The organism is Shewanella sp. SM68, from assembly GCF_025653925.1.
Classification (GTDB): domain Bacteria; phylum Pseudomonadota; class Gammaproteobacteria; order Enterobacterales; family Shewanellaceae; genus Shewanella; species Shewanella oncorhynchi.
The window spans coordinates 195,354-214,249 of record NZ_JAKKRU010000009.1 but is presented as its reverse complement, the minus strand read 5'-3'; the positions used below and the strand labels follow the sequence as shown (position 1 = coordinate 214,249).

Below are 18,896 nucleotides of genomic sequence, written 5' to 3'. Positions count from 1 at the left end.
AGCTTAAGTCGCTAGGGAATTTATTGCTTCTTGCTGAGCAACACTTGGTAGGCATCAACGGCCACCTTGTCACCCGACTTAAGGCCCGCAAGCACTTCTACCTCGCCATCTAAGGGCTCAGTGACACGGACTTGGGTCAGCACAAAGGCTTCGCCTTGTTTAAGGTAAACACTGCTCAGTTCGTTCATTGTGAGCAGTGCAGAGGCGGGCAGTTGGATTTTTTCCCGATCGCCATTTTTAAAGGAAGCTTTTGCCCAAGTACCGGGTTGAAGATTGGCTTCATTTTCTGGCAGATTAATTCGCACTTGATAACTGTGGCTGACAGGATCGGCGAAACTAAAAATCGTGAGGTCGGTTGAGGTGAACTCGCGCCCATCACTTAAACGGACGAGAAATTCGGGGGAATTTTTAAGTTGGTTAATGTAACGCTGTGGCACTTGGGTAATGGCGCGCATTTGACTCGCGGAAAACCCTGAAAGTAGTGCTTGTCCTGGGCTTACGGTTTCGCCAAGTTCGACAAAACGCTCAGTGACTATGCCACTAAAAGGCGCTGAAACGACAGTGTATTTTAAGGATTCGTTGGCTTTGATGACACGGGCTTGTGCTGCACTGACGGCTTGTTCTGTTGCTTTAGCATTGGCGGTGGCTTCATCCATCGCGCCCTTAGAAATCGCGCCTTGGGGAAATAGCTCTTTATAACGTTTGTATTGTGCCTGAGCTTCGACATTTAAAGCCTTCGCTTTGGCTAGATCAGCCTCAAAGCTTGCCAGTTCAGCGCCTTGCTCTTTACTGGTAATTTCCAGTAGGGCGGCTCCTTCGGGGACGATATCGTTAACATCGTAGTTGAGTTTGACAATACGACCAGAGGTTTGCGCCGATACCGTCGCCGCTTTTACTGCTTCAATGGTGGCGTCTAAGGTGACCCAATTCGGATAGGGTTTATTTAAGACTTCGATGGTTTCGACTGAGGCAGCCTGAGCTTGAGTACTGGAAAGTGCCAGCAGTAAGAAAAAAGCACGAGAAATTGATGTCATAACTTATATCACCCCAGATGTAATTTATGAGGAAATTCTAATGGAGTTGTTTTCAATAGGCAATCAATATTTATTAGAAAAATTTAATGTAGTGTTTTTACCTAATTTAGGAATAAGGAATAAGGCCTATAGCGCCTTATTCCTCATGCTTCAGAGCTTCAAATTAAGCCTAAAATTTAGTCATTTAAATAATAGGTTAGTGTGGAAACGATGCGAATTTGTTTAATGTAAGGCGTGCTGCTGTCGCGGTCTGAAATGGTGAACTGGCCTTGACTCGCACTTTTAATTTTTCCGAGGCGAGAATCCGAATCCTTAGCAAATTTTTCAGCCACTTCGCGGGCATTTTGAGTCGCTTCTTGCACCATGATAGGTTTGACTGAGTTGAGATCGGTAAACAGAAACTCAGTGCGATTATCATAATCTTGGCTAGCGATCGCTATACCTTCTTTTACTAAGTTAATCATTTGCTTACGGGTGTTCAGCATGAGATCAATCTGTGGGGTATAAACTGATAGGTTCACTTTTGCCGAGTAACGGTATCTGACGTTGGGATCGACATAACCTTGGGCTTGGCGATCTTCAATTGAAGGCAAAGAGACAGTAATTTCGCTGTCGCTAAAGCCTTGTTCCTTTAAAAACGCCACAACACGATCGGTTTTTTGCTGAACCGTCTCATAGAGTTTAGGCAGATTGTTATCGACCTCAGTGAAATTGATTGGCCAAATTGCCACATTGGCTTTGACTTCTTTTTCCGCTAAGCCCTTTACCGTGACAGTGCGTTCCATGGCTTTCATTTGCAATAGTGCTGAGCTTGCTGTCTGGCCTACATAAACAAGTCCAGCGCAAAGGAAACCACCTAACAGCAGGGCAGGAAGGATGTTACTTTTTTCCATAAAAAGAATCTCTTGATTAGATGAACTCAGTCTACGATACCGAATAAACCTCAGTCATGCACTGGGTTTATTCGGAATAGATGCCGCTTAAGGCAGAGGAGATTATGTTGAGAGATGAGTTTTGAAATATCTGTTTAAAGCATTTATTTTTCAGGAGGAATCGCGCTTGGCTGCCATAATTCGACTTTATTGCCATCAGGGTCAATAAACCAGCCAAAGCGGCCAAATTCTGAATCTTCAATACCACCAATCGGTTGACCGCCACCTTGCTCTACTTGTAGGAGTGCTTGCTCTAAATCGTCAACGACAAAGTTGAACATAAACCCTTTATCTGAGGGGGCGAAATAGTCCGTGCTATGGGCGAAAGGAGTCCAAACATGGTAGCCAAGAGTTGATTTATCTGTGTGATAAAACGCGGCGCCTCCCCAGTTTTCAATAGGGACTTGAAGATGGGTTTTGTACCAAGTTGCCAAGGCAACGGGATCGACACTTTTAAAGAAAATTCCACCGAGTCCAATGACTTTAGCCATAGCCGTAGCTGCATTTACAGGAGTATGAATTAACTTTAGGCAATAAATGCTTAAGATACAAAAAAGCCGCAAAAAATGCGGCTTTGGTGTTAGGAATTTATCTTAGAACTGGTAGCTGTATTGAACTGAGTAGTACATACCACTTGATTCAGTAATCGCATTAACAGGGCCTGCGATTGCGCTGTTTTCGATCAGGTGAACTTCTTCACCTTTAATATAAGCGATACCAAAGTCAACCGTGTTTTGTGGGTTGATGTGGTAGCTCATACCCGCTGTATACCAGTTACGGTCAGAGTCTGGGAATGAAATAGAGCTGATTTCGTCCACAACGCCTTGGTCATGCATATAACCTGCACGTACAGTGAATTGTTCGTTGATTGTGTAAGTACCACCTAGGCTGAATAACCATGAATCTTTCCATTGGTATTCTTTCAGCGCAACATCACCTACGGCTTGAGTCACTCCAACAGCTGGAATGGTTGCAACACCATCTTTAGCTGTGATTTGTTCAAAATTACCCCATTGGGTGTGCTGCGCTGTATAGTGCAGAGCAAACTTAGGGGTGATTTGATGAAAACCTGCAACTTGGAAGATATCCGCTAGCGGTACATCTAAACTATCAAAACTGGTGGCAACAGCCACTTGTCCAACATTTGGTATATTGGTTGATGTAATGGTATTAACATCACCTTTAACATTCACTGTTGGGCTGAAGCGGTAACTGATACCGAAACGATTGTCTTTATCTAACTCAATTGTGGCACCCACAATACCACCAAATGCCCAACCGTCAGCGTCGACGTCAACTAGAGGTGTCGCGCCCATGTTACGGGTTAAACGGCCTTCACCGTAAATGGCATCAATACCAGCACCGATACTGAACATGTCATTAATACGGTATGAAAGGCTGGTGTTAAAGTTAACCGTTGTTACTTCTGTTTCGCCAAGCAGATCATAAGGTGCTGGTGAGCCTGCTGGTAAACTCTTTGAAAGTGAGCTGGCATCGGTACCGGTACCAAAGTTAGAGAAAGCGGCAAAACCTACGGCGAACTTATCGTCGATGGGGTGGATGTAGAAAATATTAGGGATAATTTTAGAGCTACCCGCGTCATCGATGCTGCCTAAGTCAACGGCACCACCGGCAAAGTTAACGTCTTTAACATCAACAGTAATATCGGCATAAGTTAAGCCGAAGGAGATCGCATCTTTATCGAATAATGCCATAGCAGCAGGGTTACGTGATAACACAGAAGCGTTATCGGCAATAACCGCATCACCCGCAAATGCACGGCCCATACCCGTTGCTGATTGGCTGTTTAGTTGAAAACCTGAAGCTAAGGTTTGTGTGCTTGCTAATGCGACAGAAACGGCAATGAGTGTCTTGTTGAATGTTTTCATTATTATTCTCTCTATTTTTTATAAGTATTGGATTTTTATTCGGTCCTAGTCCGCCGAAAGTATTTAAATCCATTTATTAGTCTCCGGCATCTTATGGATTCAATGTACCCTCAACAAGTCCGACCAGAAGTGAAATATGTTAATTTTCAGTTAATTAAAAGTCTTTAAAACAAGAGTGATACTTTAGTATGCTTGAATGGTCTGGCCAGATGCTTGATATGAAGGGCTTTGGGTGCTGCTATGGGTTTCAATTGAAGTTAACGGTTTGTAATGGTGTGTAGGGTATTTAAAAGGATACAAAATGTAAAAAGCGCACACTTGTGCGCTTTTAAACATATGGAAGCATATCTAGATTAGAGTGCAGACTTAAATTGTTCGAACTCTGTCGTTACTTTTTCACTTGGAGCAGAGAATTTACTGACTAAAATACCCGCAATAGTCGCGAATATAAACCCAGGAAGGATTTCGTATACTTCAAAAATGCCACCAGTGAGTTGCTTCCAAATCACCACGGTTAATGCACCGACAATAATAGTGGCGATAGCGCCATTACGGCTGTATTGCTTCCAAAACAAGGATAACAAGACTACGGGACCAAAGGCCGCACCAAAGCCTGCCCAAGCATAACTCACTAGGCTGAGTACGCTACTTTCAGGATTGAGTGCTATCACACCTGCAATCACAGCGATAGCGAGTACGCCTAAACGACCTACCATCATTAGCTCGCGATCATCGGCCTTTGGGCGTAACCATTTACGGTAGAAATCTTCGGTGATGACACTTGAGCAGACTAAGAGTTGTGAGTCGATAGTACTCATGATTGCCGATAAAATAGCGGCGATTAATAGCCCACCAATCCATGGGTTAAACGCCGCTTGAGCTAAATGGATAAACACAGTTTCAGAATTGGCTAATGGCTCTTTGGCGAAATAGAGCGAGCCTGCAATACCTGTGGCTAACGCGCCAATGAGAGATAACACCATCCAGCTCATGGCAATACGGCGTGACAAGGGCAGGGCATCGGCACTGCCTATCGCCATAAAACGCGACAAAATATGTGGCTGACCAAAATAACCTAGGCCCCATGCGAGCAAAGATAACATGCCGATGGCAGTGGTTTTGTCATTGACTAATGCCAACATCGCGGGATCGATCGTTTCAATACCCGCATGGCTTTCGGGGTGAGCGAAAACGGCGAAAGGGACAATCAATAGGGCGATGAGCATTAAACTGCCTTGGAAAAAGTCAGTCCAACACACGGCAAAGAAACCGCCAATAAAGGTGTAACCGACTATGATGGCCGAGCCAATCACGAGGGCTGCTGTGTAATCAAGCCCAAAGACTTTTTCAAACAAAATCGCGCCACCGACCATGCCTGAGGAAGCATAGAAAGTAAAAAACACCAGAATAGTGATTGCGGAAACGAGCTTGAGATAGCCTTGGGTATCGTGGAAACGTTTCTCGAAAAAATCCGGTAAAGTGAGGGCGTTATCGGCGAGTTGGGTATAAATGCGCAGTCGCTTGGCAACAAATAACCAGTTTAGCCAAGCACCAATAATTAATCCTACGCCAATCCAGGCTGCACCTAAGCCGCTTAAGTAAACTGCGCCGGGTAACCCCAGTAACAGCCAACCTGACATGTCAGATGCACCCACGCTGAGTGCGGTCACTGCGGGGCCCATTTTGCGGCCACCTAAAATATAATCATCAACAGTATCGGTAGCACGGTAAGCCCAAAAACCTATGCCCATCATCAATACTAAGTAACCAACAAATGTGATTAAAATCGGGGTTTCAATCGTCATCTTGCCTTTTCCCATCTTTTTATTATTAAAAGTGGCAAGCATGCTACCAGATGTTTGAACGTGCGCCCATTAGCAGATGTAAGTGTGATTGAAATCTAACCTCCGATAACATGAAAATATCGGAGATTGATTTTTAAATGCAATTTATAACAATGAGTTAAATAAATATATTCTTGATTTCGTCTTTTATATAGCTAAGGTCAGCTTGATCCTCACCTATGAGCAAAATAAATGCATCGGGCGTTTCAAAGCCCATTCCTTGATATTTACCGTCAGCGAAGGTTTTATCCAACACCATACGTTTCTCGAGTGGCACGATAAAGAGTGTCACCTTACTTTGTTCGCCCTGAAGTACTAAGTGCAGGCTTTTTACCCCTTGAAAATCGCAATAAGAGGTGTAATACACTTTGCCCGGTTGTTGGGTAAATTTGGCATTGCCAAAGTCTTTTATCGACGCAAGCTGGGCATTGACTTGACTAAAATTGACATTTTGATCGACATGCAAGGCAATATCTTCATGGTAGACATGGGCCAGTGCATGTTCAGCCAAATCAATAGGCCCTAAGCGTAATAGGCTGAAGCTGATCCCTACCACAAACGCGACCGAGGCTGCCATGGCCACTAAAAAAAACGTTTGCCGGCGCTGTTTATGGTGCTGTTGTAACTGCTGACGCAAAATGAGTTTGTCGGCGAGATCCTCAGCCACATCTACTTTCAATGCGTTGCTCAGTTTGGCATCAAGGTTTTTAAGCTCATTGATTAGGGCTTGGTTTTCTGACTTGGCATTGATTTGTGCCAGAAAGTCAGCATCTTGATTATGAGGATCTTCATAAGCTTGACGTCTAAATTTAAGCTCATCCATTGGATTGACCTCTCACATCATTCTTCTCAAGTAATTCTTTCAATTGGCTCCTCGCCCGAAATAAACGCGTCATTACGGTGTTGCGATTGAGCTCCATCAGCTCGGCGATTTCATCGCCGCTAAAGCCACCAATGAGCTGGAGTAAGAGTGGTTCGCGGTATTCGATATCCAGCTTGCCAATTTGTCGACGGATCAGATATTGCTCGGTCTGCTCTTCACTGCTATTGGAGATATTGTCCTCTAAGGTATCTTGCTCAACGTCGGAATAATCGAACTGTTTACGCTCGAAACGCCGCGCATTTTCACGCCTAAGAATCGTGATCAGCCAAGCTTTCGCCGCTTTATCATCCTTGAGGGAATCCAAAGCGCGCCACGCCCGCAAGAAGGTTTCTTGGGTAATGTCTTCAGCCACGTGCTTATCGCCGCATAACCAATAGGCGTAGCGGAAAATGTCTGCATGTAGCGCCTTGACTAGGCTGTTGTATCGTCGTTGTTTGCTTAGCATGTCAGAAGAGACCGCGGGCTCGACGGATTTCTTGCGCCAGTTAGCAAACATTTTTTATCTTTGGGCTTTTTGGCGGAATATTTAGCATAGTAGCACTCGCTTCTTTGTCATTAACCCCATCATTTATTTAGGATTCAGTGGGCTTAATGGCGCTGATTTTGGGTTTGAATGTTTATGCTCACAGGCCTTAACCGCGTTAAGTAAGGCGGTACATTCGGCGCTTAAGTGGCTATTTGTATTGTTAGAATTCGCACTGCTCGTATTAGCACTGTCAGTATGGTGGCTCTTATCGGCCTTCGCACTGTAGGCTTTGATTTGCAGTTGCTGTATCGCTGCTGCCAGTTGTGGTGACTGCTCAGCAATCTTATCTAATGTCATAGGCGTTTGCTGTAACTCACTGAAATATCGCTGCAATTGCAACATAATTCGACTCACATCGCCACTGGCGCAGGCTTGCTCTAATCCTTCCAAGCCGGAGGCAGTCACTGATTGTGCTGAACTGATTGAAGAGTTTACTGCAATTGGGGCGGCCGTTTGATTTTTTAAGGCGCGGCGCCAAGCGACTAAGGTGATAATCCAAGCGACTAGAGTGACCAGCCATAGCGCAGCAAAAACCGTGGTTAGCCAAGACCAGCCCTTATCTGCCGCGGAGTTGGTTTCCCATGTTGGTTGAGCTGGCGTATCACTGACAGCACCACCTTCAACGATTATGGTACGTGCGGGCAGCGTTGCAGTTTCTTGACGTTTAAGGCGCGGATTCCACCAAGGCACTTTGATTTCGGGCAAGGTAAAGGTGCCCGCTTTGCTGGGAACGATTGCCGAAGTAATACTGTACTGCGAAACAATTTGTGCATCGCGCACAAAGGTCTGCCGCTGGGGTTTTTCTGGGTATGACTTAAGCTCATCGGGCAGAGTTTGCACTATATCAGGCAGACTATTTTCATCGGCATTGGAAGCCAACAGCGTAATAGTGCGGGTGATAGGGCTACCGACGGTAAACTTTTTAATATCCTCAGGGAAGTTTTCTTTTAGCGCTACTAAATCGGCAACCAGCCATTGGCCTTGGAAGCTTGTTGGTGCGGGATTCACTTGAACTGTCAGTGAGGGCGCGCCTGCTTGCATTGGGCGGCTTTCATTAAAGCCAAACATGCCGCCGCGGCGTTGGGATTCTACCAGCACATCGCCAGCAAAGGTTGCACCTTTGATATTCACTTGGCCGAGCAAATCGGGAATGATGCCATAGGTGCGTTCAATCACGCGGTAACGTCGGCCATCGACTATCTCTGAACCATCCCTATCTTCACCGATTTGTTTGATCTGTGCGCCTTCGATTACAGGTGCACTCAATACGCCCCTTTGTAATTCTACCGCCAGATAGAGTTTCACCTTGTAGGTAATGAGCTGCCCAACATAGGCTTCGTCGGTCGAGACTTTGGCGTCAATGAACAGATTGTTCATTTGCGCGGGCTGGCTACCGGTTTCGACCACTTTGAGAGGAATAGGCGATGAGCTGACGCCGTCAATACTAAAGGCAGGAATGGTTAACTGGCCTTGTTGTTTTGGCGCGAGCAGTACTTGCCAGCGGGTTTCTTTGACCGCATCGAAGTTCATGATTTGCGTGCTGCGACTCACGCTAGTACGGCCGACAATAAAATCTTTCAGTAGTGCGGATGTGTCAAGCTTTCCGGTATCGACTTCGTCATCGACACTGATGTTGAGCACAAAGTATTCGCCCTCCATCACAGGGTTGCGATCGACCGAGGCCTCAATTTTGCTAAGTGCAAAGGCGGGATGGGCCACTCCGATGGCAAGGAGTAGCAGGATAAAAAATTGTCTCGTCACCACTGTTCGTTATCCTTTGATATTTGGCCATTTTGACGGCGTTTTTGATATTCCAACTGCATCTTGTTGCGCAGTAACACTTGCGGGTCTTCACTCACGCCCCTCAGTGCTCGCTGCATTTCTGCGGGCAGTGGCTCGCTATTGGTTGGCGGTGCCTCGACCGATTCACTCATAGCAGCCTCTTGTTTATCTTGCGCATTTTGCTCAGGAGCTTCTTTGGCGGCAACGCTTTGCTTTTCTTGCTCAGTTGACTTTTGCTCTTCAGCATCGGCTTTAGCCTGCGCTTGCATCTTAGCTTCATTGTCTGCAGGCTCATTTTCCTGCGCATCCTGCTCGCCATTTTGCTGCTTGGCTTCATCCTGCTGATCCTGAGCATTGCCATTTTGCTTATCTTGCTCAGACTGTTGCTCATCCGTTTTTTGCTGCTCAGGGCTTGGATCCGCGTCGGCATCGTCCTGTTGATCCTGAGGCTCTTGTCCCGCTTGATCTTGCTTATCTTTCTGAGCGCTATCTTGGTCAGATTGCTGTTTATCCTGCGATTTTTGGTCACCGGATTGTTGGTCGCCAGACTGCTGATCACCTTGTTGATCTTGGTTCTTATCCTGTTGCTCGTTTTTACCTTGCTGTTGTTGCTGTTCCTGCAATAACTTTTCAGCAAGTTCAAGGTTGGCCTTGGCCGCAGGGAAATCAGCTTGTTTCTCAAGCGCGGCTTGATAGCGCTCCTTGGCCTTATCGGGTTTACCGAGTTGCATCAACGCATTGCCTTGATTGTAGAGGCCTTGGGCTGAACTATCTTGCTCGAAGGTTTTCAGTGCTTGCGCAAAATCACCGGCTTTGTATTGGGCGCTGCCACGCCATTGGGGCGACTCAAACTGCTTAGCGGCGTTTGCGTAATCTTGGGATTGATAGGCCTGCATCGCTTGTTGATCTGTGGTTTTCCACACATTGTCCCACACACTGGCATGGGCTGGCTGAGGCACAGCCGCGAGCAGTAAGCTGCCAGCAAGAGTGACAAATCCAACACTGGCCACGATTCCTTGTCTAAAGCTGAAAAGGGCGGGTAGCAGTAATAATAAGGCGAGGTAGGGACCGAGATCCTGCCAAGTTTCACCATCAAGATCTGTGGCTTTCGCATCGCCAGCATCGCTTAACCATTGCTGTAATTGGGCGAGATCATTACCGTCGGTGCGATTCTGGATCAGAACGCCTTTGTTATTCACGGCCAGTTTTTGCAGCAGAGCGAAATCAGTGCTGGCCACAACGACTTCGTTGCTGCTGTCGCGTTGTAATTGTCCATCGGGTAGACGGATTGGCGCACCTTGGCTGGTACCAAAAGCGACGACGGCAAGACGATATTGCGTGCCATTTAATGCCGAGTTAGCCTCATCAAACTGGGCTGTTGTGATGCCATCTGTCATCAGGATAATATCACCGCGAATATGGCCACCCTGAGCCAGTAGCGTTTTGGCTTGGGTCAATCCTGCCGCTAAGTTTGAGCCACGAACGGGCATGATCTCAGGACTTAAGGTCGGCAGTAAATTGAGTAATGTGCCGGTATCACGGGTTAATGGGCTGATAGTAAAGGCATCGCCGGCAAAGGCGACTAAACCTGTTTCACCTTCTTTAAGATTACGCAGGAGATCCGTTGCCCTAAATTTGGCTTGGGTTAACCGATTCGGCGCAAGATCGGTGGCGAACATAGATACGGACATGTCCATCACCAGTACGCGGCCTTGCTCGGCGGCAAACACAGGTAAGGATTGTTTATTAACTGCAGGTCCGGCGAGTGCTAAGGTCGCAATCAACCAAGTGAAGGCTAATAAATGCAACGGACGGCGGGATTTCTTATTGCCTTGGGTGACCAATATCTTGGCTAAGTGCGGCGCAATATAACGATTCCAAGCGCTGTGGCTCTCGTGTTGCCGCCATAAACTCAACAAGGCTAAGGCTAGCGGCACTAGGGCGAGTAGCCATTCGGGACGAATAAAATGTAGGCTCATTATTTGATGTTCCCCTGTGAAGTGGTTGCGACAGAGGGTTTAACGCGGCGCGCTGCAAAGAGTGGCAATTGACCTAAGGCAATCCACAGACTCGTCAGTAATGCCAGTGCCAGCGGCCAATAGAACAGATCTGCCTGCGGACGATAGCTTAACTGGTCGCGACTCACAGGTTCGAGTTTATCGATTTCTTGGTAAATCTGGTCTAGCTCTTGGCTGTTACGGGCGCGAAAATAACGGCCGTGGGTGACGTCGGCGATATGCTTAAGTTGGTTTTCATCCAGATCCATCGAAGGATTAACCCGCTCGCGGCCAAAGAGTGTGCGGCGCTCCATTACATCTGCGCCCACACCAACCGTATAAATGGTAACTTTACGATTCGCGGCAATTTGCGCTGCTTGCTCTGGTTCGATATTGCCCGCGTTGTTAGAACCGTCGGTCAATAAAATCAACACTCTATTACTCTCGTCCATTTTATCGAAGCGTTTTACCGCCAGCGCGATGGCTTCACCTATGGCGGTTTGCTTACCGACTAAGCCAATTTGTGCTTCTTTTAAAAATTGCGCGACTGAACGTCTGTCTTGGGTGAGCGGCGCCTGTAAATAGGCGTGATCGGCAAAGAGGATCAAGCCGATACGATCACCCTTGCGGCGCTCGATAAAGTCACTGACGACGTGCTGAATTAAAGTGAAACGGTCGACGGTTTTGCCATTCACCACCATGTCTTCAATCTGCATACTGCCGGATAAATCCACCGCCATCATCAAATCACGGCCTTGGCTTGGCAGTTCGATAGGTTCACCAAGCCATTGCGGACGAGCAATAGCGAGCACTAACAGGCACCACATCAGCCAGTAGCGTTTGCGACTCTGGCGCGTGTTGGCCGCTAAGCTTTGTTTGCCCGTTTGACTTATTCCGGGTAATTGCAGCCGGCCACCATCCACTTGTACTGTGTGTTGGCGCCAAAAAATCAAAGGTAAAGGCAATAATATCAATAGCCAAGGCCATGCAATTGTTAACATTGTGCCTCCGCTTTTTCAGTGTCAGTTTGCTGGGTTGGCGCTTGGCTTTTAGCTCGAGCGTCGCCACTAGCTTGAACGTAGCCCTTAGCTTGAACAAGATTCGGCTCAGGCGCACTCAGTTTTGCTTTCGATGCCAACCAAGCCTGTGCGAGTTGATGTAATTCATTGGCTTCAGCTAAGGTCAATGGCGTTGCCTGATGACGTTTGGCTAATAAGGGGCCGATACGTTGGCGTTTATGCTCGGGTAAATAGCTGTCTAACCAAGTCGCCCAAGCTTCGCCATTTAAGGAGGCTATCGCTTCTCTGCTGAGGTAACTCATGGCGGTGCGCTTTAATAGGGTGTTGACGTCAGAGGCATAGGAAGTCGCTTGTTTATCGAGCTGATTGAGTAACTGTTTAGCGGCTTTTTTCGGCGCTAAGTCACGGGCGCGTTTTCTTAGCCAGATAACTAAGAGTGTTATGAGGGCAATCACAAGTGCTAAAACCAGCCAATAACCGATTGCCCAAGGCCAAGCGCCGATCGGATCGGGATGAATAATATCCTGCAGTTGTGCAAGGGCTGGGTTTGACGCCGTAGAAGGCATAGGTACTGTTGCCTGTGGATTTGCTATTTCTGAATTCACTGTTGCTGGATCCATAGTTAACGCAATAATTCCAATTGATGGGCTAGGGGAGCACCCGCATCGATGAGCTGGGTACGTACGCGCAGTTGCTGCATCATGGCGATAAAGTTGTTTTGTTGACGCAGCTGAATGTCGAGCCAAGCCTGATAACTGTGGCGGGTAAGCACTAAGTCCTCATCCCCATCCCGTACCGGCAAATTAAAGTTGTGCGGTAACGGCAGTGTGCCTTGACGCAGAGGATCGGTAATAAGATAGGCGCCCACATCGCAATGACGCTTAAGCTCGGTGAGAGGCGCGATACATTGGGGGCTAAAATGGCTGCCATCTGTCACTATCCAAACTAAGGAGCCGGGTTTGGCGATACGTTGTAATCGCTGACAGGCACGCAGGATATGGTCAGGATCGCGCTGGCCACTGCCAACATGATTGAGCTGATTTTCGTGCACACGGCGCAGGCCTGAGATCAATTGCAATATGCCCTGACGACGGCTGCGGGGTTTGAGCTCTAGATGCTCAGACTCGCAGGCGATCAAGGCGCCGAGTCGATCGCCATGGTTAATCGCATTCCAACCTAAGGTGGTGGCAAGGTGTCCTGCTTGCACCGATTGCAGCAATAAACTCGAACCAAAATAGAGGCTTTGGCTCAAGTCGATTAACAATAAAATAGGGCGTTCACGTTCTTCGACAAATAACTTAGTGTGAGTTGTGCCCGTACGAGCGGTAACGCGCCAATCAATGGTGCGCACATCGTCGCCCTGTTGATAGTGGCGCACCTCGGCAAACTCCATACCGCGGCCTTTGATTAAGCTGCTGCGATGGCCCGCTAAGTTAGCGCGGGCACGGCTATAACGCTCTGGCATAGCACGGGCGATATTTTGGCACGCCAGCAGCTCTTGCTCGGTTAAATGCAAGCCATCGGCAAAAAGCGGCAAGCCATCGACTGAGGCTGAGAGTCGCGCTGTGTCACTCATCTTATTTCACCTTTATCTTCACCGTTAAGGTACTGCAACTTGACTTAAGATGTGGTTGATCACGTGATCGCGGCTGACACCTTCGGCCTGTGCTTGGTAGCTGAGTAGGAGTCTATGGCGTAATACATTTGGCGCAACAGCTTGAATGTCTTCCGGTGAAACAAAGTCCCGCTCGTGCAGCCAAGCGCGGGCGCGGGCACAGCGTTCTAATGAAATAGTTGCGCGCGGGCTGACGCCGTACTCAAGCCACTTAGCTAAGTCTTCGCTGTAACGTAAAGGCTCACGGGTCGCCATCACGATTTCGACTATGTACTTTTCGAGCGGCTCGGCAAGATAGATTTCCATGGCTTCGTCACGGGCGGCAAACACATCTGCTTGTGCAATCGGCTCAGTGGTTGGCAATTCGTGGGTAAGCGCTTCTTTGCGGGATTGACGCAGAATTTCGATTTCAGTCTCGCCGCTCGGGTAATCAAGGTTTAAGTGCATCAGAAAACGGTCAAGCTGTGCTTCGGGCAGCGGATAAGTGCCTTCGTTCTCTAATGGGTTTTGGGTGGCCATTACTAAAAACAGCGGTGGAAGTTTATAGCTGTGCTTGCCAACTGTAACTTGACCTTCGGCCATGGCTTCTAATAAGGCTGACTGAACTTTGGCTGGGGCACGGTTAATTTCGTCCGCCAAGATTAAATTGTGGAAAATCGGTCCGGCTTCAAATTCGAAGGTGCCAGTTTGCGAGCGATATATATCTGTACCGGTTAAGTCGGCGGGCAGTAGATCTGGGGTAAATTGAATGCGGTGAAAATCGCCCTCAACCCCGTCACATAAGGCTTTCACTGCACGGGTCTTTGCCAGTCCCGGAGGTCCTTCAACTAATAAGTGGCCATTGGCAATTAAGGCAATGAGCAGATTTTCGGTCAATACTGGCTGCCCTAAAACAACCTTATTTAGGTAAGTGCGTAATGCGTGGAAGCGACTCAAAGGCATGATGCTACTCGTTTTATTATATTGAAAATACGTGTGTGGGCTATAGACAACAGCTATGGTAAAGAATTCCCTTAGGGTTTGGCTAGTGTTAAAAAAACAAACAGGTGTTTAAAACTTGCTGACAAGAAGTTAGAATCAGATCACACTTTAATGGTCAGACCTGTTATTGGGCGTTTTTCGCCGTAAAACAATGGGTCAAACACGGAAATAGCTAGCGCCGCCTGAAATCTCTCAGCGATTGCGCACATAAAGAGGGTGACAAATGAGTGATAGACAACAGGTTACGAACGCCAAGGGTGAACGTATCGCCATTGTAGCGGGTTTAAGAACCCCCTTTGCAAAGCAAGCCACGGCATTCCACGGTGTATCGGCGCTCGATATGGGCAAAATGGTGGTCAATGAATTATTGGCGCGCTCTGAACTCGATCCTAAGCTGATTGAGCAATTAGTGTATGGACAAGTCGTGCAAATGCCGGCTGCACCTAACATTGCCCGTGAAATCGTACTCGGTACTGGCATGAATGTGTCGACCGATGCCTATAGTGTCACTCGCGCCTGTGCAACTAGCTTTCAATCTGCCGTAAACGTGGCTGAATCTATCATGACGGGTAATATCGAAATCGGTATTGCGGGCGGCGCCGACTCTTCCTCTGTATTGCCTATCGGTGTATCGAAAAAATTAGCCCATGCGTTAGTCGATCTGAATAAAGCCCGTAGCTTTGGGCAAAAGTTACAAATTTTCCGCCGTTTAGGTTTAAAGGATTTATTACCTGTGCCGCCTGCGGTGGCAGAGTACTCAACGGGCTTGTCTATGGGACAAACCGCCGAGCAGATGGCAAAAACCTACAATATTAGTCGTGCCGATCAAGATGCCTTAGCGCACCGCTCACATACCTTAGCGAGTGAAACTTGGGCTTCGGGCCATTTGCGTGACGAAGTTATGGTCGCGCATATACCGCCGTATAAGCAGTTTATCGATCGTGATAACAATATCCGCGAAAACTCGGTACTGGAGTCATATGCTAAGTTGCGCCCTGCATTCGACAAACAACACGGTACTGTGACGGCGGCCAATAGTACGCCACTGACGGACGGTGCCTCAGCGATTATCCTGATGAGTGAAGGTCGAGCCAAAGCCTTAGGTTATCAACCTATTGGTTACATTAAGAGTTACGCCTTTAGCGCCATTGATGTGTGGCAAGATATGCTGATGGGGCCATCCTACGCGACGCCACTGGCGCTGAAGCGTGCTGGAATGGAACTAGAAGATCTTACCCTGATTGAAATGCACGAAGCCTTTGCGGCGCAGACATTAGCGAATATGCAGATGTTTGCTTCGAAAAAATTTGCCGAAGAAAAACTCGGCCGTAACCGCGCGATTGGCGAAATCGACATGAGCAAGTTTAACGTGCTCGGTGGCTCGCTTGCCTACGGCCATCCTTTTGCTGCAACGGGAACCCGTTTGATCACTCAAGTGTGTCGTGAGCTTAAGCGCCGCGGTGGTGGCACTGGCCTAACAACGGCCTGTGCGGCCGGTGGTTTGGGCGTGGCTATGATAGTGGAAGTGGAGTAATCGGCATGGAAAAGACCTTTAATTTAACCCGCCGCGACGACGGCATTGCCATCTTGACTATGGATGTTCCTGGTGAAACCATGAACACCCTAAAAGCGCAGTTTGGCCCTGAAATCAGTGAGATTCTGGCTGAGATTAAAAGCGATCCTCATATTCGTGGACTTGTGCTGATCTCTGGCAAAAAAGACTCTTTCGTCGCGGGGGCGGATATTTCCATGCTCGATGCCTGTAAAACAGCGGGCGATGCCAAAGCCTTATCCCAGCAAGGGCATGTGGTTTTTAATGAGTTAGAAGCGTTAAAAATTCCTGTGGTTGCGGCAATCCATGGTGCCTGTTTAGGTGGTGGCTTAGAGTTAGCCTTAGCTTGTCATCAAAGGGTATGTAGTGACGATGGTAAAACCATGCTCGGCGTACCGGAAGTTCAACTTGGCTTATTACCTGGCGGCGGTGGGACTCAACGTTTGCCTCGTTTAGTCGGCATTACCACCGCCTTAGACATGATGTTGACCGGTAAACAAATCCGTCCTAAACAAGCCTTGAAAATGGGTTTAGTGAATGATGTTGTACCGCAGACCATTTTGCTGCAAACCGCAGTTGAGATGGCGCTTGCGGGTAAACGTGCACCGAAACCTGTTAAAAAGTCACTAGTTAATCAAGTACTTGAAGGCACGAGCTTTGGCCGTAACATTATTTTCGATCAAGCGACTAAACAAGTCGAAAAGAAAACCCAAGGTAATTATCCAGCACCAGCCAAGATTATTGACTGCGTGCGTCAAGGGATTGCGAAGGGGATGCAAAAAGGGCTAGAAGTCGAAGCGAGTCACTTTGCCGAATTAGTGGTATCAAAAGAATCTGAAGCGCTGCGCAGTATTTTCTTCGCTACCACAGAAATGAAGAAAGAAACCGGCGCTGAGGGTGCTACGCCGCGTAAAGTGAAGAAAGCGGTGATCTTAGGGGGGGGGTTAATGGGCGGCGGTATCGCCTCTGTGACGACCACTAAGGCTAAAATCCCCGTTCGCGTCAAAGACATCAGTGAAAAAGGTTTAAGCAATGCATTAGCCTACGCTTATAAGTTGTTGGATAAAGGGGTAAAGCGCCGCCATATGACGCCTGCTGCCCGTGACAACTTAATGGCGTTGATGACGACAACCACTGAGTATAAAGGCGTTAAAGATGCCGACATCGTTGTGGAAGCGGTATTTGAAGACTTAGCGCTTAAGCATCAAATGGTGAAAGACATTGAGCGTGAGTGTGGTGAGCACACGATTTTTGCGTCAAACACCTCATCTTTGCCTATTAGCCAAATCGCCGAGGCGGCGACGCGTCCTGAAAATGTGATTGGTCTGCATTATTTCTCGCCAGTAGAGAAAATGCCGCTGGTGGAAGTGATTGCCCACGCTAAAACGTCGCCAGAAACCATTGCGACTACTGTCGCATTTGCCCGTAAGCAAGGTAAAACACCGATAGTGGTACAGGATGGCGCGGGTTTCTACGTGAACCGTATTCTTGCGCTCTACATGAACGAGGCCGCGCAATTACTACTCGAAGGCCAAAGTGTTGAGCATTTGGATAAAGCCTTAGTGAAATTTGGCTTCCCTGTGGGACCTATTACTTTACTCGACGAAGTGGGTATCGACGTGGGCGCAAAAATTTCACCGATCCTTGAGAAAGAATTGGGTGAACGTTTTAAAGCGCCAGCCGCATTTGACAAGCTTTTAGGTGACGATCGTAAAGGCCGCAAAAATGGCAAAGGCTTTTATCAATACGGCCAAAAAGACTCTAGCAAGAAAGCGAAAGTCGTCGATGAGAGTGTTTATGGCGTGTTAGGTATTAAGCCTGGCACCAATAAAGATGTAAAAGCGGTTGCTGAGCGTTGTGTCGTACAAATGCTCAATGAAGCGGTGCGTTGTTTAGACGATGGTATTATTGCATCGCCAAGAGACGGTGATATTGGCGCTATTTTCGGTATTGGCTTTCCGCCATTCCTCGGTGGCCCATTCCATTATATTGACTCTTTAGGCGCCGCGAACTTAGTGAAGATCCTTGAAGGTTATCAAAGTCAATTCGGTAACAGATTCGAACCTTGTGAGCGCTTAAAAACCATGGCTCAAGAAAACGCGCGTTTCTTCTAAGTTTCAGTGAATCTAAGTCATAGTTAATCTAGGTCTTAGTTAATCAAAATTGAACAAAAAAGCGGCAGATCATTGCCGCTTTTTTTATTGCCATAAGGCATGTTTTTGCCTAAAAAATGTTCATGTTGGGGATGTGGATCTTGTATAATCCGAGCCCTTTATCGAGAGTTCGGTGTTACGTGTTCTGTACTGAGAGCGCAGCGAGGAATGAGTATTGCTCGTTTATGCATAATACGGAGAACTTTTTATCCTGCCGTTAAAACGACGTATTTAACATGCGCATCAATCACCAAGACTACGCGAGTAGCATCCGCATTTTAATGAGGAATTAATTTCTCTACATTTATGATTTATTTAGTTGTTTTTAAAGAGGTGGTTTGTGGCTTTGCTGGTTATCTTTATCGCATTAATCTCGGCTTGGTACTTCGGCTTGGCTGCATTTACCGCAGACCTTGGGCATTACTGGGTTTTGTGCTCGGGCCTCTGGCTTATCCACTCTTTACGACACACCGCCATTTAGCCTTGAGGAAAATCCGTTGTAGTGAGGAAGGGATATTAAATGGCTGATTTATCAATTTGTTATGTATTTTTCCATGACTACATGACTATTAGTTAGTACTTTTATATTCACTTAAAACTAAAGGGAGCCAATGCTCCCTTTATTGTTTCTAAGCTGCGCTAACTTAATTAACTATCACTGTACATGAGTTAGACTCATGGCTACAGAA

15 protein-coding genes and 1 pseudogene are annotated in these 18,896 nt (G+C 47.3%); 3 read left to right on the top strand and 13 right to left on the bottom strand.

Annotated features, from left to right (window positions below; genetic code table 11):
* Nucleotides 1-20: 20 nt before the first annotated feature.
* The 13 genes from L5M40_RS15705 to L5M40_RS15645 all read right to left on the bottom strand — a co-directional run bounded on the left by L5M40_RS15705 (nt 21) and on the right by L5M40_RS15645 (nt 14,463).
* Nucleotides 21-1,034 (bottom strand): efflux RND transporter periplasmic adaptor subunit, encoded by a 1,014-nt coding sequence (locus L5M40_RS15705; RefSeq protein ID WP_173244009.1) that lies wholly within the window; start codon nt 1,032-1,034, stop codon nt 21-23.
* Nucleotides 1,035-1,210: 176 nt separating this feature from the next.
* Nucleotides 1,211-1,927, bottom strand: a complete 717-nt coding sequence (locus tag L5M40_RS15700) for an SIMPL domain-containing protein (RefSeq protein ID WP_028761062.1) — start codon at nt 1,925-1,927, stop codon at nt 1,211-1,213.
* 143 nt (nt 1,928-2,070) lie between these two features.
* A complete protein-coding gene (locus L5M40_RS15695) occupies nt 2,071-2,457 on the bottom strand; it encodes a VOC family protein (RefSeq protein WP_173244012.1) in 387 nt (128 codons plus the stop codon).
* A gap of 102 nt (nt 2,458-2,559) precedes the next feature.
* Nucleotides 2,560-3,855 carry an OmpP1/FadL family transporter gene (locus L5M40_RS15690; protein WP_173244015.1) on the bottom strand — a complete coding sequence of 432 codons (1,296 nt, stop codon included), beginning with the start codon at nt 3,853-3,855 and terminating at the stop codon, nt 2,560-2,562.
* A gap of 353 nt (nt 3,856-4,208) precedes the next feature.
* Nucleotides 4,209-5,660: a sodium/proline symporter PutP gene (gene putP, locus L5M40_RS15685; protein ID WP_105253092.1), complete on the bottom strand. Its 1,452-nt coding sequence runs from the start codon at nt 5,658-5,660 to the stop codon at nt 4,209-4,211.
* Between the two features lie 157 nt (nt 5,661-5,817).
* Nucleotides 5,818-6,522, bottom strand: coding sequence for a DUF3379 domain-containing protein (locus tag L5M40_RS15680; RefSeq protein ID WP_105252078.1), 705 nt, complete (start codon nt 6,520-6,522; stop codon nt 5,818-5,820).
* Nucleotides 6,515-7,078 (bottom strand): sigma-70 family RNA polymerase sigma factor, encoded by a 564-nt coding sequence (locus L5M40_RS15675; protein WP_173244017.1) that lies wholly within the window; start codon nt 7,076-7,078, stop codon nt 6,515-6,517. Before L5M40_RS15675 ends, L5M40_RS15680 begins: the two co-directional genes overlap by 8 nt.
* A 72-nt stretch (nt 7,079-7,150) precedes the next feature.
* Nucleotides 7,151-8,872, bottom strand: coding sequence for a BatD family protein (locus L5M40_RS15670; protein WP_263256924.1), 1,722 nt, complete (start codon nt 8,870-8,872; stop codon nt 7,151-7,153).
* Nucleotides 8,866-10,869 (bottom strand): VWA domain-containing protein, encoded by a 2,004-nt coding sequence (locus tag L5M40_RS15665; RefSeq protein ID WP_173244021.1) that lies wholly within the window; start codon nt 10,867-10,869, stop codon nt 8,866-8,868. Before L5M40_RS15665 ends, L5M40_RS15670 begins: the two co-directional genes overlap by 7 nt.
* On the bottom strand, nt 10,869-11,888 hold the full coding sequence (locus L5M40_RS15660; RefSeq protein ID WP_131525283.1) for a vWA domain-containing protein: 1,020 nt from the start codon (nt 11,886-11,888) through the stop codon (nt 10,869-10,871). Before L5M40_RS15660 ends, L5M40_RS15665 begins: the two co-directional genes overlap by 1 nt.
* Complete coding sequence (locus L5M40_RS15655; RefSeq protein WP_173244023.1) at nt 11,882-12,526, bottom strand: DUF4381 domain-containing protein; 645 nt, start codon at nt 12,524-12,526, stop codon at nt 11,882-11,884. Before L5M40_RS15655 ends, L5M40_RS15660 begins: the two co-directional genes overlap by 7 nt.
* A 2-nt stretch (nt 12,527-12,528) precedes the next feature.
* Nucleotides 12,529-13,482 carry a DUF58 domain-containing protein gene (locus tag L5M40_RS15650; RefSeq protein ID WP_173244025.1) on the bottom strand — a complete coding sequence of 318 codons (954 nt, stop codon included), beginning with the start codon at nt 13,480-13,482 and terminating at the stop codon, nt 12,529-12,531.
* 24 nt (nt 13,483-13,506) lie between these two features.
* Nucleotides 13,507-14,463 (bottom strand): AAA family ATPase, encoded by a 957-nt coding sequence (locus L5M40_RS15645; protein WP_028761051.1) that lies wholly within the window; start codon nt 14,461-14,463, stop codon nt 13,507-13,509.
* Nucleotides 14,464-14,725: 262 nt separating this feature from the next.
* Here L5M40_RS15645 and fadI point away from each other — a divergent pair, with 262 nt between their 5' ends.
* From fadI to L5M40_RS15630, 3 genes and pseudogenes are all read left to right on the top strand, one after another.
* A complete protein-coding gene (fadI, locus tag L5M40_RS15640) occupies nt 14,726-16,036 on the top strand; it encodes an acetyl-CoA C-acyltransferase FadI (protein ID WP_014610833.1) in 1,311 nt (436 codons plus the stop codon).
* A 5-nt stretch (nt 16,037-16,041) separates the two neighbouring features.
* A complete protein-coding gene (gene fadJ, locus L5M40_RS15635; RefSeq protein ID WP_263175623.1) occupies nt 16,042-18,168 on the top strand; it encodes a fatty acid oxidation complex subunit alpha FadJ in 2,127 nt (708 codons plus the stop codon).
* A 379-nt stretch (nt 18,169-18,547) separates the two neighbouring features.
* Nucleotides 18,548-18,735, top strand: a pseudogene (locus L5M40_RS15630) (hypothetical protein).
* The last annotated feature ends 161 nt before the right edge of the window (nt 18,736-18,896 follow it).

Excerpts from the sequence above, each read along its gene's own strand:
- L5M40_RS15705 (WP_173244009.1), bottom strand. The coding sequence starts at position 1,034 with ATGACATCAATTTCTCGTGCTTTTTTCTTACTGCTGGCACTTTCCAGT.
- L5M40_RS15700 (WP_028761062.1), bottom strand. The coding sequence starts at position 1,927 with ATGGAAAAAAGTAACATCCTTCCTGCCCTGCTGTTAGGTGGTTTCCTT.
- L5M40_RS15695 (WP_173244012.1), bottom strand. The coding sequence starts at position 2,457 with ATGGCTAAAGTCATTGGACTCGGTGGAATTTTCTTTAAAAGTGTCGAT.
- L5M40_RS15690 (WP_173244015.1), bottom strand. The coding sequence starts at position 3,855 with ATGAAAACATTCAACAAGACACTCATTGCCGTTTCTGTCGCATTAGCA.
- putP (WP_105253092.1), bottom strand. The coding sequence starts at position 5,660 with ATGACGATTGAAACCCCGATTTTAATCACATTTGTTGGTTACTTAGTA.
- L5M40_RS15680 (WP_105252078.1), bottom strand. The coding sequence starts at position 6,522 with ATGGATGAGCTTAAATTTAGACGTCAAGCTTATGAAGATCCTCATAAT.
- L5M40_RS15675 (WP_173244017.1), bottom strand. The coding sequence starts at position 7,078 with ATGTTTGCTAACTGGCGCAAGAAATCCGTCGAGCCCGCGGTCTCTTCT.
- L5M40_RS15665 (WP_173244021.1), bottom strand. The coding sequence starts at position 10,869 with ATGAGCCTACATTTTATTCGTCCCGAATGGCTACTCGCCCTAGTGCCG.
- L5M40_RS15660 (WP_131525283.1), bottom strand. The coding sequence starts at position 11,888 with ATGTTAACAATTGCATGGCCTTGGCTATTGATATTATTGCCTTTACCT.
- L5M40_RS15655 (WP_173244023.1), bottom strand. The coding sequence starts at position 12,526 with ATGGATCCAGCAACAGTGAATTCAGAAATAGCAAATCCACAGGCAACA.
- L5M40_RS15650 (WP_173244025.1), bottom strand. The coding sequence starts at position 13,482 with ATGAGTGACACAGCGCGACTCTCAGCCTCAGTCGATGGCTTGCCGCTT.
- L5M40_RS15645 (WP_028761051.1), bottom strand. The coding sequence starts at position 14,463 with ATGCCTTTGAGTCGCTTCCACGCATTACGCACTTACCTAAATAAGGTT.
- fadI (WP_014610833.1), top strand. The coding sequence starts at position 14,726 with ATGAGTGATAGACAACAGGTTACGAACGCCAAGGGTGAACGTATCGCC.
- fadJ (WP_263175623.1), top strand. The coding sequence starts at position 16,042 with ATGGAAAAGACCTTTAATTTAACCCGCCGCGACGACGGCATTGCCATC.